Annotated in this window: 19 protein-coding genes; 9 read left to right on the top strand and 10 right to left on the bottom strand. The window is 57.6% G+C overall.

Features of this window, described 5'->3' with window-relative positions; genetic code table 11:
* Positions 1-14: 14 nt before the first annotated feature.
* On the bottom strand, positions 15-740 hold the full coding sequence (hutC, locus tag KORM41_RS02540; protein WP_068144028.1) for a histidine utilization repressor: 726 nt from the start codon (positions 738-740) through the stop codon (positions 15-17).
* Complete coding sequence (locus KORM41_RS02535) at positions 737-2,113, bottom strand: formimidoylglutamate deiminase (RefSeq protein ID WP_068144026.1); 1,377 nt, start codon at positions 2,111-2,113, stop codon at positions 737-739. Before KORM41_RS02535 ends, hutC begins: the two co-directional genes overlap by 4 nt.
* A 105-nt stretch (positions 2,114-2,218) precedes the next feature.
* Here KORM41_RS02535 and hutI point away from each other — a divergent pair, with 105 nt between their 5' ends.
* The gene (gene hutI, locus KORM41_RS02530) at positions 2,219-3,421 is read left to right on the top strand and encodes an imidazolonepropionase (RefSeq protein ID WP_068144024.1); all 1,203 of its coding nucleotides are present in this window, start codon (positions 2,219-2,221) and stop codon (positions 3,419-3,421) included.
* 9 nt (positions 3,422-3,430) lie between these two features.
* Here the strand turns inward: hutI and KORM41_RS02525 are convergent, their stop codons facing one another.
* Both KORM41_RS02525 and KORM41_RS02520 read right to left on the bottom strand, forming a co-directional pair.
* A complete protein-coding gene (locus KORM41_RS02525; RefSeq protein WP_068144023.1) occupies positions 3,431-4,822 on the bottom strand; it encodes a hypothetical protein in 1,392 nt (463 codons plus the stop codon).
* 17 nt (positions 4,823-4,839) lie between these two features.
* A complete protein-coding gene (locus KORM41_RS02520; RefSeq protein WP_068144021.1) occupies positions 4,840-5,559 on the bottom strand; it encodes a Crp/Fnr family transcriptional regulator in 720 nt (239 codons plus the stop codon).
* Positions 5,560-5,656: 97 nt separating this feature from the next.
* Between KORM41_RS02520 and KORM41_RS02515 the strand changes: the two genes are divergently transcribed.
* The 3 genes from KORM41_RS02515 (at position 5,657) to KORM41_RS02505 (ending at position 10,612) form a co-directional block, all read left to right on the top strand.
* Positions 5,657-6,499 carry a sterol desaturase family protein gene (locus tag KORM41_RS02515; protein WP_068144019.1) on the top strand — a complete coding sequence of 281 codons (843 nt, stop codon included), beginning with the start codon at positions 5,657-5,659 and terminating at the stop codon, positions 6,497-6,499.
* 58 nt (positions 6,500-6,557) lie between these two features.
* Positions 6,558-8,069 (top strand): UbiD family decarboxylase, encoded by a 1,512-nt coding sequence (locus tag KORM41_RS02510; RefSeq protein WP_068144017.1) that lies wholly within the window; start codon positions 6,558-6,560, stop codon positions 8,067-8,069.
* Between the two features lie 329 nt (positions 8,070-8,398).
* A complete protein-coding gene (locus KORM41_RS02505; protein ID WP_068144016.1) occupies positions 8,399-10,612 on the top strand; it encodes a toll/interleukin-1 receptor domain-containing protein in 2,214 nt (737 codons plus the stop codon).
* A 39-nt stretch (positions 10,613-10,651) separates the two neighbouring features.
* Here KORM41_RS02505 and KORM41_RS02500 read toward each other — a convergent pair whose 3' ends face one another.
* Positions 10,652-12,355, bottom strand: a complete 1,704-nt coding sequence (locus tag KORM41_RS02500; RefSeq protein ID WP_068144015.1) for a U32 family peptidase — start codon at positions 12,353-12,355, stop codon at positions 10,652-10,654.
* Positions 12,356-12,546: 191 nt separating this feature from the next.
* Between KORM41_RS02500 and KORM41_RS02495 the strand changes: the two genes are divergently transcribed.
* The 4 genes from KORM41_RS02495 to KORM41_RS02480 all read left to right on the top strand — a co-directional run bounded on the left by KORM41_RS02495 (position 12,547) and on the right by KORM41_RS02480 (position 18,010).
* Positions 12,547-13,434 carry a dienelactone hydrolase family protein gene (locus tag KORM41_RS02495; RefSeq protein WP_068144014.1) on the top strand — a complete coding sequence of 296 codons (888 nt, stop codon included), beginning with the start codon at positions 12,547-12,549 and terminating at the stop codon, positions 13,432-13,434.
* A gap of 108 nt (positions 13,435-13,542) precedes the next feature.
* On the top strand, positions 13,543-14,886 hold the full coding sequence (locus tag KORM41_RS02490) for a TldD/PmbA family protein (RefSeq protein ID WP_068144013.1): 1,344 nt from the start codon (positions 13,543-13,545) through the stop codon (positions 14,884-14,886).
* Positions 14,887-14,915: 29 nt separating this feature from the next.
* Complete coding sequence (locus KORM41_RS02485; protein WP_068144011.1) at positions 14,916-15,770, top strand: 3'(2'),5'-bisphosphate nucleotidase CysQ; 855 nt, start codon at positions 14,916-14,918, stop codon at positions 15,768-15,770.
* Positions 15,771-15,865: 95 nt separating this feature from the next.
* Positions 15,866-18,010 carry an ATP-binding protein gene (locus tag KORM41_RS02480; protein ID WP_068144008.1) on the top strand — a complete coding sequence of 715 codons (2,145 nt, stop codon included), beginning with the start codon at positions 15,866-15,868 and terminating at the stop codon, positions 18,008-18,010.
* A 9-nt stretch (positions 18,011-18,019) separates the two neighbouring features.
* Here KORM41_RS02480 and KORM41_RS02475 read toward each other — a convergent pair whose 3' ends face one another.
* The 3 genes from KORM41_RS02475 to xseA are packed head-to-tail and all read right to left on the bottom strand — an operon-like array spanning position 18,020 to position 21,055.
* Positions 18,020-18,703 (bottom strand): TorF family putative porin, encoded by a 684-nt coding sequence (locus KORM41_RS02475; RefSeq protein ID WP_068144006.1) that lies wholly within the window; start codon positions 18,701-18,703, stop codon positions 18,020-18,022.
* A 3-nt stretch (positions 18,704-18,706) separates the two neighbouring features.
* Positions 18,707-19,528: a M23 family metallopeptidase gene (locus KORM41_RS02470; protein ID WP_068144005.1), complete on the bottom strand. Its 822-nt coding sequence runs from the start codon at positions 19,526-19,528 to the stop codon at positions 18,707-18,709.
* Between the two features lie 54 nt (positions 19,529-19,582).
* Entirely contained in the window at positions 19,583-21,055 is a 1,473-nt protein-coding gene (xseA, locus tag KORM41_RS02465; RefSeq protein ID WP_068144003.1) for an exodeoxyribonuclease VII large subunit, read from the bottom strand.
* Between the two features lie 125 nt (positions 21,056-21,180).
* Here xseA and purD point away from each other — a divergent pair, with 125 nt between their 5' ends.
* Complete coding sequence (gene purD, locus KORM41_RS02460) at positions 21,181-22,461, top strand: phosphoribosylamine--glycine ligase (RefSeq protein WP_068144001.1); 1,281 nt, start codon at positions 21,181-21,183, stop codon at positions 22,459-22,461.
* A gap of 75 nt (positions 22,462-22,536) precedes the next feature.
* Here the strand turns inward: purD and KORM41_RS02455 are convergent, their stop codons facing one another.
* Positions 22,537-24,060 carry a PAS domain-containing sensor histidine kinase gene (locus KORM41_RS02455; RefSeq protein WP_156431861.1) on the bottom strand — a complete coding sequence of 508 codons (1,524 nt, stop codon included), beginning with the start codon at positions 24,058-24,060 and terminating at the stop codon, positions 22,537-22,539.
* A 175-nt stretch (positions 24,061-24,235) separates the two neighbouring features.
* Positions 24,236-25,441 carry an efflux RND transporter periplasmic adaptor subunit gene (locus KORM41_RS02450; RefSeq protein WP_068143999.1) on the bottom strand — a complete coding sequence of 402 codons (1,206 nt, stop codon included), beginning with the start codon at positions 25,439-25,441 and terminating at the stop codon, positions 24,236-24,238.

Genomic DNA, 25,441 nt, shown 5'->3' with positions numbered 1-25,441 from the left:
GATATTCTTCGTTGTTATTGGGTTGCCGGCGCACCCACGGGGGAGAATCGCGCCGTCAGTTCATAGCGGTCACCGGGGTAAAGTAGCCGCGCATAGCTCGCGACCCGCTCCCCGGTCCATGTTCGGCGGCTGATTTCAAGGCAGGGAATGCCTGCCTCAATCTCAAGCAGCCTTTGTTCTTTGTTTGTGGGTGCAACCGCCCGCACCACATGCTCTGCCCGCAGAAGCGGTGCCACCGCGAGCAGATAATCCGTTGGCGTAGAAGCCGTAAAATCCTGTGCCAGAAGCTCGGGCGCGATCTCGGGGTTTACCCAGCGCTCTTCAAGCTCAATCGGCATGTCGTCGCCCTTGTGGACAATCAGCAGGTAGAAAACCTTGTCGCCCGCGGCTCGGCCCATCTCGACGGCCACATCCTTTGTCAGCGCGATTTCTTCCTGGAACAGAACAGTGGCTGACCATTCCTCACCGCGGGCTTCCAGTTCGCCGCGGATCGATAGGATATCGGCGGCATGGCCGCGCATGCGGCGGTCAGCGACAAAGCTGCCCATGCCCGCGCGGCGAACGATATGGCCCTCTTCCGTCAGTTCCCGAAGCGCGCGATTGACCGTCATGCGCGATACGCTCAGTTCGCGCACCAGCTCATTTTCACTCGGCAGCTTGTCGCCCGCATCATAATCACCTGCCTCGATGGCATCCATGATATGGCGCTTGACCTGCTCGTAACGAGGGACCGGGATCATGCGCCTTCCTCTTCCATCAGGCGGGCGATGCGGCCCACGGTCTCATTGTAGCGGCCAAAGATCTCGTCTTCTTGCGGGTGCTTGCCATCCTGGATAATCCAGTCGCCCGCCACCATCACATCCGTGATGGGGTTCGACTGGCCGCTGAACACTAAAGCATCCACAATCTGGCTGTAGGCCGCGCCCGCGAACATGGGGGCGGACCGATCAAGGACGATCAGGTCTGCGCGCTTGCCCACAGCAATCTCGCCAATCGGCTGCGCCAACGCCTGCGCGCCGCCCTTTGCCGCCTGCCGCCACAAATGCTCGCCCGTATGGCCGCCCTCCGCGCCCGTCAGGACCGTGCGGGCCTGCCGCGCCAGCCGCTGGCCGTATTCCAACAGGCGAAGTTCTTCACGGGCATCAATGCTGATGTGGCTGTCGGACCCGACGCCGAAGCGACCGCCCGCTTTGATGAATTCATGCGCCGGGAAAATGCCGTCACCCAGATTGGCTTCCGTTGTGGGGCACAGGCCCACAACACAGCCACGTTCGGCCATGCCGCGCCACTCGGCTTCCACCACGTGGGTTGCGTGCACCAGACACCAGCGCTCGTCCACATTCTGGGTGTCCAGCAGCCACTCAACCGGGCGCTTGTCCGCCCAGTCCATGCAGGCATTCACTTCGCGGGTCTGTTCGGCGATATGGATGTGGATAGGCGCTTTCATATCCAGCGTCTCGATTGCGTCAATCGCGGGCGCGAAGCTTTCCTCTGGCACGGCACGCAGGCTATGGAACGTCAGCCCCAGCCTGTGGCGGCCATCAAAGCGCGGCTTCAGGACCTTCAGGAGCCGCGTGAAATCATCAGTGGTGTGGATAAAGGGTGCCTGCCCGGAAAGCGGCGGCTCGCCCCCGAAGTCGGACGCCTGATAAAGAACCGGCAGGTGTGTGAGCGCAATACCGCTTTTGTCCGCCGCCTTCAGGACCGCTTCGGACATCACAAGCGACTGGTCCTCGTGCGCGTTATGCAAATAGTGGAACTCGCCCACCGCGGAATAGCCGGCCTTCAGCATCTCCACATACAAGGCGCTTGCGATCACTTCGACCGCCTCGGGCGTCATGTGGCGGGCGAAATGATACATGGCGGTGCGCCAGCTCCAGAAGTCAGACGCGCCGGCTTCACGGAATTCGGCAAGGCCAGCGAACGCGCGCTGGAAGGCGTGGCTATGGAGGTTGGGCATGGCCGGCAGCACAGGGCCGTGTACAGGCGTGCCCGCAGGGGCCTTCACCCCGCTTTCAAGCGCGGTGATCATGCCGTCCGGCGCCACGGTCAGGCAGATATCAAAAAGCCAATCCTTGCCCACCAGACCTTCGGAAAAATAATGTTTTTGCATCGCCCTCTCCAACTTGTATATACAAGTTCATACAAGTGATACTTTCTGTCAATCGAATCTTGTGATACTCGAAAAGGCTGGGGGAGGAAGGTTAAGGGAAAGCCTATGTTTGACACGCTGTTGCGCAACATCAACGTCGCCACCATGACAGAGGGCGGCGCGCCCTACGGTGCCATCATGGATGGTGCGATTGGTGTCAAGGATGGCCGACTCGCCTTCGTTGGCCCGGTGACTGACCTGCCCGCTGGCGCGTCTGCTGTTGAGGAAATCAGCGGTAACGGCATATGGGCATTCCCTGGGTTTGTTGATTGCCACACCCACATTGTCTATGGCGGTAACCGCGCCCGCGAATTCGAAGAACGCCTGAACGGTGTGTCCTATGAAGAGATCGCGCGCCGGGGTGGCGGCATCCTCTCGACTGTAAAGGGCACTCGTGCTGCAAGCGCGGAAGAGCTGACAGCCTCTGCGGTGAAGCGCCTGAAACGGCTGGCCGCAGACGGCGTGACCACGGTTGAAATCAAATCCGGCTACGGCCTGACGCTTGAAGACGAGGTCAAGATGCTGCGGGCCGCCAGGGCTGCCGCGAAAGAGGTCGGCCTGCGCCTGCGCACCACCTTCCTGGGCGCCCATGCCCTGCCCCCGGAATATAGGAATGATAAAGACGGCTATATCGCCCATGTGTGCGATGTGATGATCCCCGCGATCGCAAAAGAAGGGCTGGCCGACGCGGTCGACGCCTTCTGCGAAGGCATCGCTTTCAGCCCGGAGCAAACGGCGCGCGTGTTCGACGCCGCGAAAAAGCATGGCATCAGGGTGAAGCTGCACGCGGATCAGCTATCAGACCTTTCAGGCGGCGCAATGGCTGCCCGTTATCAGGCCTTATCAGCCGACCATCTGGAATATGCAAGTGCGACAAGCGTACGCGCCATGGCGGACAGTGGCACCGTTGCCGTATTGCTGCCAGGCGCCTTCTATGTGCTGCAGGAAAGCAAGCGCCCGCCGGTAGAGATGATGCGAAAGGCCGGCGTGAAGATGGCCCTGGCAACAGATGCCAACCCCGGCAGTTCACCTGTGCTGTCGCTGCAGCTGATGCTGCACATGGGATGTACACTTTTTGGCATGACACCAGAAGAAGCTCTGCGTGGCATCACTTTGAATGGCGCACGGGCCTTGGGTCTGGAAGCTGAACTTGGCAGCCTTGAAGTGGGCAAACAGGCTGACATCCTGCTGTTTGACATTTCCGAGCCCGCAGAACTGGCCTATTATGTCGGCGGCGTGCCGCCCGAAAAGATTATCCGGGCATCTTAGGCCGCCCACCTAATGTAGGGTAGCCCCGACACCGGTTGCAGTGGCATTTGTGAGCTGGAACAGTCGCCTGCTTCCAGCCTCATAGAACCAGATTTTCTGGTGCGGCTCGGCCAGATGCGCCTTCAGGCCTATCACCGGGTCTTCGCGCCCACCGAATACTATTTCCCGCCCAGGAAGCGCATCTAGCGGAGCGGTACACGACAAATGGTTCGGGAATTTTTTGTAGGTGGTCATCCTACTATTGCGTGAAACAAGTGGCTGATCGGATACTTTGAAAAATCGTTCGTTTCGGGTGCGTTGCTCCACCAGCCATACATCTGCGTCATAACGTGGCCAAACATATGGCAAAGCGGTTTCCTTTCCTTCTTTCTGACGATCCATCAATAAACGCAGCAGCCCAAAATCTACATAATAATTAGGGCGCCCTCTTTTCCCTTCTTGTACTGCAGCCAGCCCTTTGAACAAGGCGGGATTGCGCTCTGGAGTCAACCAGACATCGCCCGTAATACGCGAGAGCGCCTCAGAGAACGGCTCATTCCGACGCCAGATATAATCTTCATATACGACAAGCGGCAGCGAGAAGAATCCTAACTCCATCGCCTTGCATGCGTCTGCCGAATTGCGAAGAGCCAGATAAGGCTTTAGTGCTGGACGCAAGGCTGGCGTTACAACCACCGGCACCTGAGGTCGCTTAAAAGCTTGGACAGATTTTTCTTGTGGTGCCTCGCCAGTTTCCAAAAATCTGTCCGCAATTTTCTTGAAATCGGCCCCTTCGGGATCGCCATCAATATCCCACTCGAAAGAAACATCAACACCCAACAAATGTCCGGGCGGCACACCATCCACCCTGTGCGGGGTCAATATCTCCACTTCTCTGGGTGCATACATATTATCCACCCAACGTACATTCGCTAGAATCCGGCCAATGCTCCGCTTGGCTCCTTTTGGAGTATGATGAAAGGCTGATCGAACCGACTTTACTTCCCAGTTACAGACGTTATGGGGGAAATCGATGATTAAACCGGACCCATCTGCAAACTCATGCTCAATGGGAGGGGCGTCAAATGTATCTCTGCCGCTTTGCACCCAACCATTCCGCAACAGCTTCTTTTCCATCTGGCACGAAGCAGGCTGGCTCAGCGTGACCGACCCTCCAGCCACGTAGACAGTCAACCGGATCATCATCGGTACCTTGCGCTCAAAGATGGCCTCATCTGCAGCGCATGCAGAGAAACCTGCGAATATCAGGCTCAAGCCCAACCACAGTGATCGCATCATATCCCCCATCAGTCTGACTTCAGCCACATGTAGCAGATCGGCGCAGACAGGACAAACCTGCATGCCTTGAATATCAGCGAGCCCGCCGAACTGGCCTATTATGTTGGCGGCGTGCCCCCTCACAGGATCATCACCGCAAGCTAAAGCGCTGCGTCTGTAAAGAGGGGCGTTGTCGGCACAACCGGGTCTATGGTTTCAAACCCTTGCAGCCAAGCCCTGAGGCCGCCCCTGTCCAGCACTCGCACGCCGCCATATTCGGTGGCGACAAAACCCAAGGCTTTATAGTCCGCCAGCACCTGCGCGACAGCCACACGGCTAACGCCCATCAGGTCCGCAAGGGCGCTTTGAGTTGCGGCGATAAAAGCATCCCCCGAGCCCTTCACCATCGACAAGAGCGCCTTCCCCAGCCGGTATTTGAGCGGATAGCGCCTCAGGTCATCGACCCATTCCAGCATGTGATGCAGCCGGACCGTCAGAAGCGAGATGATGGGTGCTGCAAGCGTTGGTTCATCCAAAAGAAGCTGGTCGAACTGGGCCTTGGACAAATGGCTGATGACCGTCTCGCCTTCGGCGTAGCCGTCATGGGTGCGCGGCAAGCCGCCAAACACGGTGAATTCACCATAGCACTGCCCGGCTTCCAGAACGGCTGTCGTGATAAAACGCCCTTCCCTGTCGCTTTTGCCGAAAACAACCGATCCCGACTTTATCACCGAAAAGCCGGCTGTCCGGTCCCCCCTGCTCTGGATATGCTGCTTGTGGTGATAGCGCTTTACGGCGCCAATGGCATCGAAGCGCGCCCGCATCTCAGGCGGCAGCACCTCCATCAGGCCGGGAATGCCGAAATTGAAAATGAAGCTCATGCACAGAATGTAAACTAGTTAACATTCCTGGCCAAGAATAAAGGTTATTGTGCACATCAGGGGAAGGCCACTGGCCGCATTGGAAGGGACGTGACACATGCCATACGGGCTTATTCTTTTTGCAATTTTTTTCGCTTTCGCAGCGGCTGAAGCGTTACGCTCCACGTTCTTTTCTCACGCCAATGAAAAGCCCGAAGACAAGTGGGTGGAAATCATTGGCAGCATATTCCTCTTGGCCGCCACACAGCCAGCTGTGCTGATGGCCTCCACATATGTGAGCGGCTGGATCGCGCCAGACGCCGCCGGCGCGCTGGCAGACGCGCCCATATACGCAGGCGTCGCCCTGTTTCTGGTGTTTGACGATTTGATGCAATATTGGTGGCACCGTGCCTCGCACACCTTCCCGTGGCTATATGGCCTGCACCGGTCGCACCATAACGCGGAATATATGAGCATCCGTATCGTGTACCGGAACAATATCCTCTATTACGCCTTCATGCCGTCGCTGTGGTTCGCGGGCGCGCTGATCTACCTTGGCCTTGGCCATATCTATGCCGTCTATATCATCTTCAAGCTGCTGGTGATCTATGGTGCCCATTCGAATGTCTGCTGGGACAAGAAGCTCTATGCCATCAAATGGCTGTCGCCCCTGATGTGGGTGGTGGAACGCACCATCAGCACGCCATCGACCCACTTTTCCCACCACGGCAAATACTCCGCCGACCCGGCGACCAACTACAAGGGCAATTTCGGCAACCTGCTGTTCTTCTGGGACGTGTTGTTCGGCACCGCCAAAATCACCCGCAGCTACCCCAGGGAATATGGCGTTGAAAACCTTACGCCGATGAGCGCCGGTGCCCAGCTTCTGTGGCCCCTGGTGCGGGATGAGACCACGCCGTTTGAGGAAACAGCGCCCACAGCGCCAACGCCCGCGGAATAGAAGGCGCGCGACAATTTCGCCATAGCGCTTTTTTGCGAGCTCTATTATAAGCCCTTCTATGGCTTATGATTCACTCAGAGATTTTATCGACAGGCTGGAAGCCGAAGGCCGTCTGGTACGCGTGAAGGAACCCGTTTCCACCGAACTGGAGATGACGGAAATCCAAACCCGCGTGCTCCACGCTGGCGGGCCGGCGCTGCTGTTTGAAAATGTGCTGAACGAACGCGGTGAAAAATCCGACATGCCGGTGCTGGTGAACCTTTTCGGCACCGTTGAGCGCGTGGCCTGGGGCATGAACCGCGAGCCGGATGAGCTCCGCGAAGTGGGTGAAACGCTGGCCTTCCTCAGGCAGCCGGAACCGCCGCGCGGTATCAAGGACGCCATTGACCTGCTGCCGCTGGCGAAGCAGGTGCTTTCGATGAAGCCGAAGCGCGTCAAGAAAGCGCCCGTGCAGGAAGTGGTGCTGACCGGCGACGATATCGACCTCGACAAGCTGCCGATCCAGACCTGCTGGCCGGGCGAGCCCGCACCGCTGATCACTTGGCCGCTGGTGGTGACCAAAGGCCCGTCTGACAAAGCCCAAGACAATTATAACCTTGGCATCTACCGGATGCAGAAGCTGGGCAAGAACCAGACCCTGATGCGCTGGCTGAAGCACCGGGGCGGTGCCCAGCAGTATCAGCGCTGGAAAGATGAAAAGCGCGAGCCCGTGCCTGCCGCTGTTGTCATCGGCGCGGACCCAGGCACCATATTGGCGGCTGTCACGCCGGTGCCGGACACGCTTTCGGAATATCAGTTCGCAGGGCTTCTGAGGGGCAAGAAGGTGCCGCTGGTGGACTGCAAGACCGTGCCGCTGCAAGTGCCTGCGACGGCGGAGATCGTGCTTGAGGGCTTTGTAAGCCTGGATGACTACCGCGATGAGGGCCCGTATGGCGACCACACGGGCTACTATAACAGCGTTGAGAAATTCCCGGTCTTCACCATCACCGCCATCACCATGCGGAAAGACCCGATTTACCTGAGCACTTACACAGGTCGGCCGCCGGATGAGCCTGCGATTCTGGGCGAGGCGCTGAATGAAGTGTTCATCCCGCTTCTGCAGCAGCAGTTCCCGGAGATAACAGATTTCTGGCTGCCGCCGGAGGGCTGCAGCTACAGGATCGCGGTCGTCAGCATCAAGAAGGCCTATGCCGGCCACGCCAAGCGCGTGATGCAGGGGGTCTGGTCCTTCCTACGCCAGTTCGTCTACACCAAGTTCGTGATTGTGGTGGATGATGATATCGACGCGCGCGACTGGAAAGACGTGATGTGGGCGATTTCAACCCGGATGGACCCGGTGCGCGATATCGTGACGGTGGAGAACACACCGATCGACTATCTTGATTTCGCCAGCCCTGAAAGCGGCCTTGGCGGCAAGCTGGGCATGGACGCCACCAACAAGGTGGGCAATGAAACCCACCGCGAATGGGGCACCGAGATTTACATGGAAGATAAGGTGGTCGACAAGGTCGACGCCATCTGGAACAGCCTTGGCATCCCAGGCGAAAACCCGAAAATCTGGAAGAAGTAGCCTTTGCCCCTCAATTCAGCAGATTCGCACGCCCCTTCCCAGCACCACCAGTTCAAAAGCCTTTTACCGTTTTTGACACACCAATAGATTATCTTGATTCATCTTATCCGTCAGCCTTAAGGAAAACCGCAGAAAACAAGGTAAACTTTTAGGTAAACGAACAATATAAGCTCTATGGCGCAAAAAACTGCCATTCTTCGCGCAATCCTGAATTGAGCCACACGCCCTAATCTGTCATCAATAAGTGCAGCAGGCCCTTAAAAGGCCGCAAAGGTTGTTTTTATCGGTCGACCGATAAGCGCTTAAAAACGCACATGCATGGGGGTGCAATGTCTGTATCACAATTTCGGTACAAGGCTTTTATCAGCTACAGTCACGCCGACAAGGTCTGGGCCGAATGGCTGTTGAAATCGCTCGAATCCTATAAGGTTCCGAAGTCCCTCGTTGGCCAAAAAACAGACTTGGGCGAAGTGCCAGTACGCCTGGCCCCCATCTTTCGTGACCGGGATGAACTACCCGCTGCACACCGCCTGACAGACCGGCTGTCTGAAGCGCTCAAGGCATCCGAGTTCCTGATCGTGCTGTGTTCTCCAAGGGCCGCAAAGTCAAAGCTCGTTAATCGCGAGATCATTGAGTTCAAGAAAACTCACGGCGATGGACAGGTCCTGTGCATGATCGTGGACGGCATGCCTTTCGCGGACAATCCCGAACAAGAATGCTTCCCGGAAGCCTTGCTGCACAGCTTCACAGAAGACGGTAAAAAAGCGGGACTGTCAGCAGAAGGGCTTGCCGCCGACCTGCGCGCTGAAGGTGACGGCAAGAAACTGGGACTGCAAAAGATTGTGGCAGGCATGATCGGCGTGGGCCTCAATGACCTTGTGCGCCGGGAAGAACAGCACAGACAAAGAAACATGATCGCAGTCACAGCAGCGGCTTTCATTGGCATGTCAGTGATGGGCGCCCTGACCTATGAAGCGAGCATGGCGCGGCAGGAAGCAGAACAGCTCCAGACCATTGCCGAGGAAATGAGCGAAATATCGAAAATGCGGCGTTCTGACGCCGAAAGCATGGCTTTCTTCATGCTGGAAACCGCCTACTATGATCTGCTGAAAGTTGGGCACCTGAAATCTGCCGAACAAATCGTCACCAAGGTCAAAAACTATTATACCGAACAGGACTTTGACACGCTCTCTCCCGGGCAAGCTATCAGATTGACTGGTGCCATGCTGCGGCTGGGACAGACCTATGACCGCCAGGGGCACAGCGACAAAGCCAAGGAACAGTTTGACCAGGCTTTCGACATTGTCAGTGAATTGATCGCACAAAGGCCTGATGAGGAATTATTGAAATTTCGCATGGGTATCATCCTGTTCTTTCGCGGCTATCTAGCTGCCCGAACGGGAGATTACCAGCTCGCGGAAGCAGACTACCGTGAGAGACTTAGGCTTCATTCACAGCAGGACATCATACCGGCTCATCCGAACGGCCCTGACACGGAGGCCGAGAGGCGCGCCAACGCCCGCGAACAAGTGGCCGATTCCCAGGGCGTTTTGGCCGACCTGTTGGCTGGCCCGCTTGGCAACATTGAAGAAGCACTCCCATTAGCAGAACAAAGCCTGGCCACAAGAAAAGAACTGGCCGAGGCAGCGCCCCACAGCAACCGCGCCTATGTTGACCTTGCCAGCAGCTATCATTATCTCGGCAAAATTCACATGCTTCGGGGCGCGTATGATGCTGCCCTGAAGGCCTTCAGAGAACGGCAGGCCATATTCGACATGCTCATAGAGCGCGAACCGAAAAACCTCCGGTTCAAGAGGCGCGGCCTGATGACCAAACAATATATCGCAAAACTGCTGCTGCAGCAGGGCAAGACCGTGGAGAGCCAGCATCTGATGGAAGCGGGTGCATCAGGCTTTGACCTGCTCACAACCACAGATCCTGCAAACACCATGTGGCTTGCTGACTCCGGTGAAGCCTATATCAATTTGGCGGCTTTCTATATTCAGACTGGGCAACATTACAAGGCGGTCGCCCCCCTGGCTGTTGGACAAAAGCAACTGGCGGAAGCACTGAACCGGGACAATTCAAGAAGCAAGCGGCGACTGGCCTCTTATAAAGGGCACTATCTTGAAGCGCAGCTGGCATTGGCAGAAAGAAGGCCTGAAAAAGCCAATAACCTGTTGGCGAAAGTGCGTGAAAGCCTGAACGCGGAAGCTGATCATTTCCACCGGATGCCGCAGTCCCTTGAACTGGAAGCGAAAGTGTCCTTCCTTTCGGGGTGGCTACAGCAGGATTTAGGCGGCCCTGAAAAGGCTCAGGAAACCTGGCTTGCTTTTGCCTCCCGTGCCGAAAACAGCCCCGCAAGCTTATCGCCCCCGACCAAGGCGATGCTGGCCCAATGCTATGAAGGCGCCAACATGCGCGACATGGCACGCGGGATTCAAGCAGAGCTGGAGGCCATGGGGTATGATGAGCCTATCCTTTTCCAGGTCGGCAGCCCCAAATATGTGGTTAACAACCCGCAACTGGACAGGCGCGAATAACGCCCCCAGCGGGCTCTCCTAACTCTGCCCGTCCTTGGGTCAGCCTGCAGCCAATTGGGCTTCATCTGCGGCCTGCTCCGCCTCAAGCGCGGCGATATCTTCGTCCGTCAGCTTGCGGGCCAGCATCTCACCCTGCTTTTTCTTCGCCAGAATCTCGCGAGCCTTGGCGTATTTGTCGTCGTGCCAGAACACCAGACAGCCATTACAGCCCTTGCCGCAACAGCCTTCAGTACCGCGCCGCGGTGTGCGGAGGCGCAGTTCCGACCGGCGCTCATCCAGCGCATCCTGCAGCGCCCCACGCTTTTGCTCATACACCGCTGCATTGCCCCGGCCCTGCTCAAGCGCTCTCGCCTCGGCGTCCAGCTTCAAGCGCGCCCACTGATCGTCCGTCAACGCCTTTTCTTTCCGAAGGATCGTCATGGGTGGGAAATCCGCCTGCAAGCTTTCCACTGTCTCCTGATCGAACAGATTAAACGGCAGGCGGATAAGCGGCGTGTTGCCCGCGTGCACCTCTGTGGTGATCTTGCCGTTTTCGGCATTTTCATACTCATAGACCCTAAGGAGCATGGGCTCTCGCGCACTTGGCGGCACAAACTCCACCACATCACCCGCAACCAGCTTGTTCTTGACCCGTACGATAAAGGCATCGTCGGTCACGTCTTCCACAAGACCCGCATATTCATGGTCCGCAAGCGTGTAGGTATCTTCGAACCCATGCGCATAGTTCGTGAGCCGCCCGTCGTGGAACGCCAGCGTGTAGCCGCGCGATGGCACGGTGGTCAGCTCTTTCATGAATGGGTCAGCGGACCAGCCTTCAGGGTCTTCGTACCAGGCATCAATCGCCATGCGGTAAGCCCGCGCCACCATGGCCACATAGTAGGGGCTTTTGCCGCGCCCTTCGACCTTCAGGCTGTCGACGCCGATGGAAAGCAGGTCATTCAGCTTCGGCATGATGCACAGGTCTTTACTGTTCAGAATATAGGTGCCGCGCTGGTCTTCCTCAATCGGCAGCAGGTCCCCCGGTCGGTACTCCTCCTCAATGAGGAATTCAAACAGCTCCAGGTTTTCTTCAGTGAGCGGCAGTTCCTTTACTGTGCCGTCCTTCAGGCGCATATGCACCTTGTATTTCCAGCGGCAGGAATTGGCGCATGCACCCTGGTTGGCGCCGCGTTCCGCCATGAAGTTAGAGAGCATGCAACGCCCCGAATAAGTCATGCACATGCTGCCGTGAACAAAGGCTTCAAGCTTGATGCCGGGGCATTTTTCACGAATTTCCTTCAGTTCCTCGAACGACACTTCACGCCCCAGAACCACAAGCCCCGCGCCCAGGTCTTCCCAGAATTTGACCGACTGCCAGGAACACACATTCGCCTGCGTTGAGATATGCAGTTCAAGCTCAGGCGCCTGTTCCTTTACAAACATGAACACGCCGGGGTCTGCCACGATCAGGCCGTCAGGCGCCACTTTGCGTACCGTCTCCAGATATTGCGGCAGCTTGGTGATGTCCTTGTTATGGGAGAAGAGGTTGAGCGTGAGGTAAACCCGTTTGCCGTGTTCGTGCGCGAACTTCACACCTTCAACCACGTCTTCGAGCGAGAAAGCGGATTTGGTGCGCAGGCTCATATCCGGCGTGCCCAGATAAACCGCATCAGCGCCATAGAGAACAGCAGCCTTCAGCTTTTCCAGGTTGCCCGCAGGCATCAACAGTTCAGACCGGCGTCCTGTAGCTGTTTTCAGTTTCATTTGGTCACTCTTCTTCATCGCTCGCACGTTAGCTTTCTGGCACCCCAAGGAGCCGGTTGGGGCGCGTCATACGCCATTTTCCGCAGATTTTCCAGCTTTTTGGCTGATCCAGACCCATGCGCGACACCGTACCGCATATCAGGGATTGTATGATATGCTACCCCTCGAGACAGGGATGGGAGGACAGAACAATGAGCGACCAGATAACACCACAGCAGGGAGTGCTGGATCTTTATGACAAATATGCCCACGGCTTTATCGACCGCCGCACCTTCATGAACCGGCTGGGCCGCTTCGCCGTCGGCGGCCTCACGGTCACGGCTCTCGCGAACAGCCTGCTCCCGAATTATGCGCTGGCCGAACAGGTGAAGCCAGACGACATGCGCATTGTGGGCGAAGACATTCTCTACCCGTCCCCGAACGGGGCGGGCACCATGATGGGCTATCTGGTGCGCCCCATTGACGCCTGCGACACCAACCCCCGTCCCGGCGTGGTGGTGATCCATGAAAACCGCGGCCTGAACCCTTATATCCGCGATGTGGCGCGGCGGCTGGCGGTTGCGGGATATGTGGCCTTGGCGCCTGACGCGCTCTATCCGCTTGGCGGCTATCCGGGTAATGACGACGATGGCCGCATGATGCAGCGCCAGCGCGACCGCGACGAGATGGTCGAGGATTTCAAGGCCGCGGTCAGCTTCCTTGAGAAACACCCCAACACCACCGGCAATGTCGGCTGTGTGGGCTTCTGCTTCGGCGGCAGTGTGTCAAACCGGCTTGCCGCGGAAGTGCCCAGCTTGAAGGCGGCCGTGCCCTTTTATGGCGGCGGCGTGAGCGCCGAGGCCGTGCCAAACATTAACGCCCCGCTCCTTATTCACCTTGGCGAACTGGACAAACGCGTGAACGCGGGCTGGCCGGATTATGAAGCGGCGCTTAAGGCAAACAATAAGGCCTACACTATGCATATGTATGAAGGCGCGAACCATGGTTTCCATAATGATACCACGCCCCGTTATGACGCAGAGGCCGCCGAGCTTGCCTGGGCACGCACGCTGGCGTTTTTCGCAGAGCACCTAGTGTAGGCTTTTCGCCCGCATCAACCTAAAACAGCCCAAAACAACATTGAACGCCAGCGCGTTCTATGGCTTAGTGTCGGCCATGTTTTTGATCTTATTTCCCAAGGATTTTTCATGACCGATACAACCCTCAACCTGCTTCAGGACCTTGTCTCAAGCGCGATGAAATCGGGTGCCGATGCCGCCGATGCCGTCGCGGTCGATGCCCGGTCGAAAAGCGTGTCCTGGCGCGAGGGCAAACTGGAGGATGTGGACGGGTCGGAAGGCGAAGACATCGGCCTTCGGGTCATGATTGGCAAGAAGCAGGCAATGGTGTCCACAAGTGACCGGCGCCCGGCCAGCCTGAAGGCACTGGTGGAACGCACGGTGACCATGGCCAAAGCCGTGCCGGACGACGAATATTGCGGCCTGGCACCCGAGGACAGGCTGCACACCGGCCCCCTGGCGGAGCTGGATCTCTATGACGCCACAGACGTTTCCGCCGAACAGCTGACAGACCTGGCCCGCGAAGCGGAAGACGCGACCCGTGCGGTCGAAGGTGTCACCAACAGTTCAGGCGCAAGCGCGGGCACAAGCAGTTGGGCCATTTCGCTTGTCACCAGCCATGGCTTTTCCGGCCACTATCAGGGGTCAAGCTTTTCCATTTCCTCCTCCGCCGTCGCAGGGGAAGGCACGGGCATGGAGCGCGATTATGAATTCACAAGCGCACGGCATTTCAGCGACCTTCAGAGCGCCGCTTGGGTAGGCACAGAAGCCGGCCAGCGTGCAGTGAAACGCCTGGGCGCGCAGAAGATGGCCAGCGGCCGCATGCCGCTTGTCTTCGACCCGCGCATCTCCAAATCCTTCGTCAACCACCTTTCCGGCGCCGTGAACGGCAGTGCCATCGCGCGCAAAAGCAGCTTCCTGCAGGACAAGATGGGCGAACAGATTTTCGCCACTGGCATCACCATAATCGATGATCCCCTGAAGGTACGCGGGCTTTCGTCGCGCATGTTTGATGGCGAAGGTGTAAGTGTCGGCGAATGTGCCATCGTGGAAGACGGCATCCTGCAGACATGGATGCTGAATTCCGCCACCGCACGCCAGCTAGGGCTTGAGGTCACGGGGCACGCGAGCCGCGGCACGTCTTCGGCACCCGGCATTTCGCACAGCAACCTTTATATGGCGCCCGGTGAGGTGAGCCCGTCGGACCTGATCGCAGACATCAAGGATGGCGTCTATGTGACCGAACTGATCGGCATGGGCGTGAACGGCGTGACCGGAGACTACAGCCGGGGAGCCGCGGGCTTCCGCATCAGGAATGGCGAGCTCGCGGAGCCTGTCAGCGAATTCACCATTGCCGGGAACCTTAAGGAAATGTTCAGGCATCTTGTGCCAGCATCAGACTTGTCATTCCGTTACGGCATCAACGCGCCGACCCTTCGGGTTGAAGGAATGACCGTCGCGGGGGCAGGATAAACCAGGCTGAGGCCAAGCCGAGACAGAGTGTGAGCACAAGTAGCGAACTTTTTGACGAAGATACCTGTCCGTGGGACCGCACGGACGATGCAAAGCTTATCCGCTCTGTGACCGAAGAGGCAGGCCGGATCGCCCTATCCTATTTCTCGCGCGATTGTCACGCCTGGGACAAATCACCCAACAACCCGGTATCCGAAGCCGATATGGCTGTTGATGAGTTTTTGCGCACCACATTGATGCAGAACCGCACGGGCTATGGCTGGTTGTCGGAAGAAACCGAAGACCACCCGGAGCGGCTCAGGTGTGGCCGCCTGTGGGTTGTTGACCCAATAGACGGCACCCGCGCGTTTCTCAGGAACGGTGACGACTGGGGCATATCCGTTGCCCTGGTGCAGGACCAGAAGCCTATTCTGGCAGCCTTTTATGCGCCGGTGAAAGACGCCTTCTATTTTGCCGAGGAAGGGCGCGGCGCCACGAAGAACGGCATGAACATTGGTGTGAGCGGCCAATCAGACCTGACAAAAGCCCGTATGATGGGCGACCCATGCGCCTTCAAGTCGGAAAAAATATGGCCGGAGCCATGGCCGAAGTCCATGCACACAGAACAGGCCAACTCCATCGCTCTCAGGATTTGCCAGATCGCGGACGGGCAGTTTGACTGCTGCGTGACACTCAGGCCCAAGAACGACTGGGACGTGGCGGCCGCAGACCTGATCCTGTCGGAAGCAGGCGGACAACTGACAACCGGTACAGGCAAAGGCCTGTTGTTCAACCGAAAAAAGCCACTGCATGACCATATCGTGGCCAGCACCCCGGGCCTGAGGGGCGCCATCATGGAACGTGTGGAACCGGCCCTTGCCGCCTGGCGCCATGTCGCCGCCTGATCTCTGAATCTTTCGGCCACGTTAACCTTCAATTTCCTTTTTTTGTGTATGCAGGTAGGTATGGTGGTTTGGGGCTCGCTGGAATTTGGTGCTGGATGACAGAATTCTTCTTTAGATCCTGGCTTGGTACACGCTTCAGCTTTTGGCTTGCAGCGATCTTTACGGCCATCGTTATTCTGGCTGTGCCATCCCTGGCAACCAGCAAACTGAGCGACGAGGCCCGCGCCCGTGCTGAAACTTTGCTTCCTAAAATCGTGGCCGCGCGGTCATCCGATGCCCACCTGCACCTTGCGCTTCTGAAAAACCGCCTTGAAAAGGACCTCGCCCCCTATGACCGCGCTGAGGTCCTGAAAGAGCTGGTCTTCCACTATATGGACATCGCGGAACCTGATGGACTTGAAGAAGCGGCGCGGGAGACTCAGGCGCTGGCTGCCGAACTGAAGGATACGGAGCTCAAGATTTATGGCGACCTGGCTCACGCCACTTACCTTTCACTAATAGGCGAGCTGTATCAGGCACGCGACAAGATTCTTGAAACCCGGGCCTTTGCAGAGCAAGAGGGCGATGACCTTGGCGTCTTTTTCGCCGATGCAACGCTGGCAATCCTAGGCCCCGAGCTGGGCAACTTCCTGGAGGGGCTTTCCACCATGTCGCAGGCTGCACAAACGCTGCCCGACACACCGCGCGGCAACCGCATGCGCATGCTGGCCTATCTGGTGCTGGCCTATACATATTCGGGCGTAGATGAAATTGACGCCATTATCGAAAACTATAGCAACGCGCTGGAGATTTCCGAGAAAGAAGGCATTGCCTTTGACCGCGAAAGCGCGCTTTTCAATATCGCCTCTACACTGAATAACCTGAAAGAAAACCAGCTTGCGAAGCAGTATTATCGGGGCCTTGAGAAAGTCATTGAGCAAACCGGTCGGGACTCCGGACACTATTATGTATTGTTCGGCCTTGCCTGGATTGCCTATGACGAGGAAAACTACGAAGAAAGCATAACGCTGGCAAAGGAAGCGCTGAACAATTATTCAAGCGATTCCGGCTTCGATACCTCTTTCTATGACCTGCTGGCTGTCAGCTACGCCCGACTGGGAGACGCAGAAACCGCCAAATCCTACCAGAAGATGGTACAGGACTTCTACAAGGAGCACCCCGACTACAGCCAGGATGGCCCCAGCGGGCAGGACATGCTCACCAGCGCCTATATTCTTCAGGCGGAAGGCAGATATGAAGAAGGTTTTGAGCTCCTGAACAAAGCGCGCCGGGAACTTCTGAACTCCCAGTTCAATCAGTTCCAGAGCAGCATCACAGATTTGCGGTCCAGCCTGGAGACCATGCTGGCGAAACAAAAAGCCGAAGCAGCACTCGCGGACGCCGAAGAAGCCTACACCCGGCTTGCCATCGCACTCGCGCTTTTGGTGGCCATTGCGGCGGTGACCGTTCTGGTAATGCAGCAGCGCCACAACCGGGCATTGAAGCGCAGCATGCTTCAGGCAGAAGCGGCCAACCAGGCCAAATCAGAATTCCTGGCGAACATGAGCCATGAGCTCAGAACGCCCCTGAACGCGATCCTCGGCTTTTCAGAGATGATGGAACATGAGGTCTTCGGCAAGCTGGGCGCGCCGCAATATGAAGAATATGTCGACCATATCAATGAAAGCGGCAAGCTTCTTCTCGATATCATCAACGATATCCTCGATCTGTCGAAAGTGGAATCGGGCCGACTTGTCCTGAAGGAACAGCCGGTCGATATCAGCGCATTACTTGACGATATCTCCAAACTGATGACGCCAAGGGTTACAGCCAAAAACATCACTCTGGAAACTCATGTTCCTGCAGACCTACCGATCCTGCACGGGGACAGGCGGCTCTTTAAGCAGGTCCTTCTGAACGTAGTTGGGAATGCTACCAAATTCACCAATGCGAATGGCCATATCAACATGCGGGCGGGAGTTGACAAGGACAACTGCCTCTATGTTGCGGTTGAAGACAACGGCATCGGCATGAGCCCGGACGAAGTGGTGATCGCCCTGACGCCCTTTGGGCAAGCCGGATCAACCATGACACGCAGCCACGAAGGCACAGGCCTTGGCTTGCCACTGGTGAAAAGCCTGATGGAACTGCACGGCGGGGAACTGGACATCGCGTCGGAAAAAGGTGTGGGCACAACGGTGACCATGCGCTTCCCGGCGTCGCGCACGCTCGCAAGCATGCGCTCCAAAGCCGCCAGCTAACTGCTCAGACTAGAAATAGAAGCGCGCACCAAAAACCAAGGCCCCTTCGCCCAGGTCATGCTCACGGCCGCTGTCTTCATACATGATGCTGAGCTCGACATTGTCGATGAACGCACTGACCCCAAGCCCCCAGTCCCATACATTCGACCGGTCCTGCCGCATGTCATAGCCAAGTCGCCCGATAAGCGTCAGTTCCGGCACGGATGGGATCGGCACTTCAAGGTCCGAGTAGACATAAAAGCTGTCGCGGTCTGGGTCGCTCCAGCGGCCATCCGGCGCGTAAGCTACACCGCCGCGAATGAAGGCCAGGCCAAAGTCCCGCGCCATGGTTGCCTTGAACTCGGGGAAGAAACGACTGTTGCCATCACCGTGAAAGCTGTCGAGCTCTGCCGAGAAATCATAGATGTATGTACCGGTGTCCATCTGGTAACCGGCATAAAACTCGGCCTTGGTTTCGCCGGCAAAGCCGTCCCCAAGGATGCCACCCACAACGCCGCCGTAAAAACCGCTATCATGAAAGGCGCCCACGGAGGCCACAAGGACAGGGTCCTTGTCAGAAAGGCTCAGCCCCCTATCGCGATAGTCGCTCAGAACGCCGACATAGCCGTCAATCGCAAGACTTTCATCGTCTTGCGCGGTGGCTGCGGTTGAGGCCGCCAGCAATAATCCAAGGCAGCTGATTGTCTTTTTCATTTTTTAGTCCTCGATGCTGTCACTAATCAGTAGTTGCGGATCAAGCCGCACATTTTTCCAGTTCACCCGCCAGTCCACATGGGGGCCACTCGCGCGTCCGGTGGCTCCGATGGTGCCGATCAGGTCACCCTGGTGTATCCAGGCGCCCTCTTTAACATCCACGCTGTTCATATGAAACAGGGTGGAGGTAACGCCAAACCCGTGGTCGATGATCACGATACCGCCTTCCAGAAGAAAATCAGGCACTGCGAGCCGCACAACACCTCCCGCCGGGGCATGGACCGGCGTGCCAGTGGGCCCCGCGATATCCAGACCGTAATGGGGGCTTCTGGGCTTGCCGTTCAAGATGCGCTGACTGCCGTAGAAGCCGGAGAGCCGACCTTCAGCGGGCCGGATGAACCCCCGCGACCAATGCATATTGTCCGCCAGGAAGCTGCGGGCCTCACGCACCTTCCCGGTTTCTACCTTACGGCGTTCGCGCCATTCAGGCGGCGGCGTAACCGTTTTGGGCGGCAGGCCGTCAACGCGTTCGATATCGAATTCGCGTTTCTCGATCCTGAGCGTACGTTCCTCGCGCTTGCCGTCGCGGTGCAGGATCACAAGCGATGCCGTTGGCCCCTCATCCCGACCAAAGCCGAAAACAAAATGACCTTCCTGGCCAACCTTCACGGGCTCGCCGTTAAGGCTCATTTCACTGCCTGGGGAAAGCTGCCCCCAAACAAGGCCGCCCTGCACCAGCTGCCCCTGCAGCTCAACCGCGTGCACGAGCGGCGACAGCACGGTGAACAGAAGGACGGCAACACATATTTGGACAATCTTGATCATGAGACCCTGTTTCTCTTGTGAAGACGGCAAAAGTTGGGCATTTGCCGCCGATTTTTAAAGTAGCGAGCCCTGTCGGTCATCGCCGCCCGGCGTTTTTGCTTTAGGCTTTTTCTTTGGCGCAGGCTTCGGCTTTTGAACCGGCTTGGGCGCGTCGCCACCAAGAACCTGCATGTCGCTGGTGCCATCCGCGAAGCGCACGGTCACCTGATCCCCTGCAGCAAGGCTTGCCGCTTTCGAAACCGGTGTCCCACTTGCGTCCTCCACCAGTGCGTAGCCGCGCTCAAGCACCCGCTCATAGCTCAGGCTGTCCAGCATCCGGCCACTGGCTGCAAGGCGCGATCCCAGATCTTCCAGCTTCCGGGCATAGGCTGGCGTCAACCGTTTTGATGTGCTTTCCAGTTCCTTACCCCTGAAGGTCACAAGCTGCTTCAAGCGCCCCACGCTCAAGCCGCCCACAAGACGATTGAGCTGAATGGATTTTTGCTGCACAGCCGCCACAAGACCGCGCGGCAAACGGTCCGACAGATCATCGAAGCGCTGCTGCGCCAGCCCCAGGATATCACGCGGGCTTGGCAGACCACGGGCAAGGCCGCGCAGGCGTTCTTCCCGGTCCCGCAGCATGGTTACCCTTAGTCCTGCAAGGCGGCGCCCAAGGTCTGCCACCGTGAAGCGCAGGTCTTCACGCACCGGCACGGCCTTCTCTGCCGCCCCTGTCGGCGTTGGCGCGCGCAGGTCAGACGCATAGTCAATCAGCGTGGTGTCAGTTTCGTGCCCCACGGCGGATATCAGCGGAATATCACTCTCTGCCGCGGCACGTACCACGGCTTCTTCGTTGAAGGACCACAGGTCCTCGATCGAGCCACCACCGCGCGCCACGATCAGAAGGTCCGGCCGTGGGATGTCGCGCGAACCGTCGATAGCATTGAACCCTTTGATCGCATTGGCCACCTGGTCCGCGGCACCTTCGCCCTGCACCAACACAGGCCAGACCAGCACATGGCGTGGGAAACGGTCATTCAGGCGGTGCAGGATATCGCGGATGACTGCGCCCGTAGGTGACGTGACCACACCAATCACCTGCGGCAGGTAGGGAATCGGCTTCTTTCGCGCTGGATCGAACAGGCCCTCAGCCGCTAGCTTCTTCTTGCGTTCTTCCAGAAGCGCCATCAGCGCACCCGCGCCTGCGGGCTCCATATGCTCCACCACCATCTGGTATTTGGAGCGCGCCGGGTATGTTGTCAGCTTGCCGGTACAGATGACTTCAAGTCCGTCTTCCGGCTTGAAGGCAAAGCGCCCAGCCACACCACGCCAGCAGACACCATCCAGCACGGCTTTATCATCCTTCAGCGCGAAATAGAGATGCCCTGAAGCCGGGCGCTTGACGCCTGAAAGCTCAGCGCGCACGCGCACATAGCCGAACTGGTCCTCAACCGAACGCTTCAAGGCGCCCGAAAGTTCCGAGACGCTATATTCAAAGACGTTGCGTGCGCCTGATGGCGCGCCAGCTGGCGTGTCGTCATTCGACATTGCCGCGATGCTCCCTTACTTTTTTGCCGCACCTGATGGATTTGCCCCAGTTCAGGCTTGAGTGCTCAGGAACCTATGATACAAGGGGGCAGCCTTCAAGCAACCATCATATGACTGGATAAAAAATGAACATTCTCGTCATCGGCTCAGGTGGCCGCGAACATGCCCTTTGCTGGAAAATTGCCCAGAGCCCGTTGGTGGATACGCTCTATTGTGCGCCCGGTAACGGCGGCATCGCCGATGTAGCTGCCTGCGTACCGCTGGACGCCAAAGACTTTGACGCTGTGATCAGTTTCTGCCGCGAGATGGCGATTGATTTTGTCGTGGTCGGCCCCGAGGACCCACTGGTCGCAGGCCTTGTGGATGCACTGACGGAGGCCGACATCCTGGCATTCGGCCCCACCGCAGGGGCCGCGCAGCTTGAAGGCTCCAAAGGCTTCACCAAGGACGTGTGCGCCAAATATGACATCCCTACCGCCGCCTATGGCCGGTTCAAATCGGCTGCAGACGCGAAGGCCTATGTTGAAAAACAGGGTGCCCCGATTGTCGTGAAGGCAGATGGCCTTGCGGCGGGTAAGGGCGTCATCCTGGCGCAAACAGTTGAAGAAGCCTTTGCTGCTATCGACGATATTTTCGGCGGCGCTTTTGGTGATGCCGGTGCCGAAGTGGTGGTAGAAGAATTCCTGACCGGCGAGGAAGCCAGCTTCTTCGTGCTGTGCGACGGGCAAAACACGCTGGCGCTGGCAACCGCCCAGGATCACAAGGCCGTGGGCGAAGGCGATACAGGCCCCAACACCGGCGGCATGGGCGCCTACAGCCCGGCACCGGTTATGACAGACGATATGTGCGACCGTGTGATGAATGAGATCATCAACCCCACCGTCAAGGCCATGGCCGACATGGGCCATCCCTTCCGGGGTGTGTTTTTCGCAGGGCTCATGATTACAGCAGAGGGCCCGAAACTGATCGAATATAACGTACGCTTCGGCGACCCTGAGTGCCAGGTGCTGATGTCCCGGATGAAAAGTGATTTCGTTCCGCTGCTGCTGGCAAGCGCCAAGGGCGAATTGGACGACTGTACAGTAGAATGGCGCGATGATGTAGCGCTGACCGTGGTGATGGCCACCAAGGGCTATCCCGGCAGCTACCAAAAGGGCGATGAGATCAGCGGCATCAAGGCAGCCGAACGGAAAACCGGCGCCACCGTGTTCCATGCGGGCACCAAGCTTGAAGAAGGTATCCTGGTGGCAAACGGTGGCCGTGTGCTGAATGTGACAGCCCTTGGCGCAACTGTGACCGAAGCGCAGAAAACAGCCTATGAAGCTGTCGACACCGTGAACTGGCCCGGTGGCTTCTGTCGCCGCGACATCGGCTGGCGGGCGGTTGAGCGCGAAAAGGCCCAGTAGCCCCTATCCAAAACACACAAAAGCCGGCCTCAGAAGCCGGCTTTTTAAATTGCTGCATTGCCACGCAAAAGCGCCTTAATCGTCTTTGTCTTTGCCTTTCGAGCGCACTTTGAAAGGCGGGAAGACAATACTGACGCGCGTGCCGACACCGGGCTGGCTGTCAATCGTCATGGTGGCGCTAAGCTTTTCTGCAAAAGCAGAGATCAGCGGCAAGCCAAGACCCGACCCTTCGTGACGGCGGCTGAGGCTGCTGTCCACCTGGCCGAACGGGCGTTTTGCGATCTTGATCTCCTCCCCCGTCATGCCGATGCCCGTATCTTCAACACTGAGGCACAGACCACCGGGGGCCGTTTTCTCAAGTTTCATCACCACACTGCCGCCAGGTTCTGTGAATTTGATCGCATTCGACAGAAGGTTGAGGGCGATCTGCTTGATCAGCCGATCATCAGCCTCCAGAAGAATGTCATCGTCAAATTCATAGCTCAGCTTCAGTTCCGCCTCGCGGGCGCGCTGCTGCACCAGGTTGATGCACATCTCAAGGTTTTCAAGCGGGTCAACCCAGGTCAGGTAGGCTTCAAGGCGTCCAGCTTCCACCTTCGACAGGTCAAGGATGTCGTTGATGATTGACAAAAGGTGCGTGCCGCTTTCGTGAATATCCTTGGCATATTCAGCGTATCGCGGTGTCCCCAAAGGGCCGATCATCTCTTCCTTGATGATCTCCGCAAACCCAAGGATCGCGTTCAGGGGCGTTCTCAGCTCATGGCTCATGTTCGCGAGAAACTCAGACTTGGCGCGGTTCGCGAGTTCGGCTGAATCCTTGCTGCGCTGAAGCTCCTGTGCCTGCGTCAGATCTTCAGTGACATCCCGACCAATCATCAACAGCATCGGCTCTTCGTCGCGCTCGATCTTTTGCGCAAACAGTCGGAAATGACGGATCAGGTTGCCACGCGTTTTTACTGTGGTGGGCACGTCAGTCATCGAAGCATTCATCTTCAGTTCCTCGACAAAGCGGCCAAGGAACGTAGTATCTGCCCAGATATCCAGCTCAGCCGATGTCTTGCCGATCACATCATCGCGCCGACGCCCAAAAACATTCAGGAATGCCGGGTTCACATCCAGTATCTTCCCGTCCACGAGGCTTGATATGATCATCACCTCGGGCGTCAGGTTGAAGATGTTGCGGAACTTGCGTTCAGATTGGGCGTAGGCCTGTTCGGTTTCACGCTTGTCGGTGATATCGGTCAGCGATGCTGTGACCGCCGGTTTTCCTTCCCATATGATCTGGGCTGCGCGAAAGGAACACCAGCGAACCTCACCATCCGCCCTCAGTATCCGGGCTTCATAGCTATCAGGCGCATCACCGCCCCCAATGCGCTGGGCGTAATAGTCTTCGATCCGCTTATAGTCTTCGGGGTGAAGCCAATGTTCCATCGGCTCTTTCAGCATGTCTTCTTTCGGGCCTTCGAAGCCCATTAGCCTTCGCAAGGCCTCATTGACAAAAAGGACCTCTGCTTCGCGGCGTACGATCACGCCTTCCGTCAGCAAATCCATTACTGCGGAGAGGTCGTCAGACGACGTTACGCCCTGGTCTGTGTCCAAGTGCGCCTCCTTCGGCTGGCCCTTTTTGTTCTGAAAACTGGTCGTCACCCTGAATCCTCACAACTGGTTCACCAGAAATCATAGATTCAGGGCAGAAAATTGCAATGACAATGGTTACTTAAGTTCATTTGCCTGACAGGCTTTATCATTGAACAGAATGCCCAGTAACCATCTGTTATTGAACATGAATAGTTACCGACATGCCGTCTTCGAGGACATCCGCAGGATGCAGGACCACGGTTTCCCCGTCAGTTAGTCCACCCATTATTTCAGCCTCGCGGTCGTTCATGCGACCAACTTCAACTTCGGTCAGCACTGCCGTATCGTCGATGATACGGAAAACCGCCCAGCTTTCGCCCTTGCGAAACAGGGCGCTTGTGGGCACCTGGAGGACATTCTCCCCTTCCCACAAAATGATGCGTGGCTCGACACGGAACCCATGCCCGAGCTGGCCCAGTTGTTCCCGTGACGCATCGTCAAAATCGATGATTATGTTCACCCGCTGCTCTTCAATGCCGAGCGCCGAAAACTTTGTGAATCCTTTGGGCTCCACCAGACGCACATGGCCCGACAGTGGCTCACCACCCCAGCCTTCCACCATCACGTGCGCACCGGGCTTAACTTGTACTGCCTGATGCGACAGAAAGTCTGCCACGATTTCAATGTCTTGCGGGTCGCCAAGTTCCAGAAGCGGGGTTCCGACAGCGACAACACCTTCGCTTTCATGGCTTAGCGCCAGAACAGCTCCGCTAATCGGCGCATTGATCTGCACCACACCGCCACCCGCGCCGTCTGCCTGGTCCGGCCCAATGAGCGCGGCTTCCGCCACCGCGACATCGGCCCGGCGCATACGGACGCTGGATTTGGCAGTATCAAGCTGGGCAGCCGCCGTTCGGAACGCGAGCTGCGCGCGGTCAAGAGCTGCCGGGCTAGCCGTATTGCTGGCCACCAGCGTTTCTGTGCGTTTGATTTCAGCTTGCGCGTAATCCACCTCGGCCTCTGCCTTGCTGACGCTGGCCTGCGCAAGTTCAAGCGCCGCGCGCGCGGCTTCCACTGCGGCTTCCGCCTCTTTCTGGCGGCGTTCGTCAAGGAAGGCAGGGCCTGAGGGCAGCATAGTCGCCAGAAGCGTTTCACCGGCAACCACACGGTCACCCACTTCCGGCTCAAGCCGCAGCACCCGCCCGGCAATCGGTGCCGAAACCACATAAAGTTCCTTCACCCGCGTGCGGCCATCATCCGTGATTGAAATCTGCATTGGCCCACGTGACGCGGCTCCCGCTTCCACATGCAAGGGTTCAGGCCGGAAAGCGAATATCAGAAACGCCAGGACAAGTGCCCCCATGGCGGTAAACATGATTGTGCGCGCACGCGGTGCAGCCAT

The organism is Kordiimonas lipolytica (assembly GCF_001550065.1).
The sequence above is the reverse complement of the archived record's forward strand: the minus strand, read 5'-3'. Positions and strand labels throughout refer to the sequence as shown.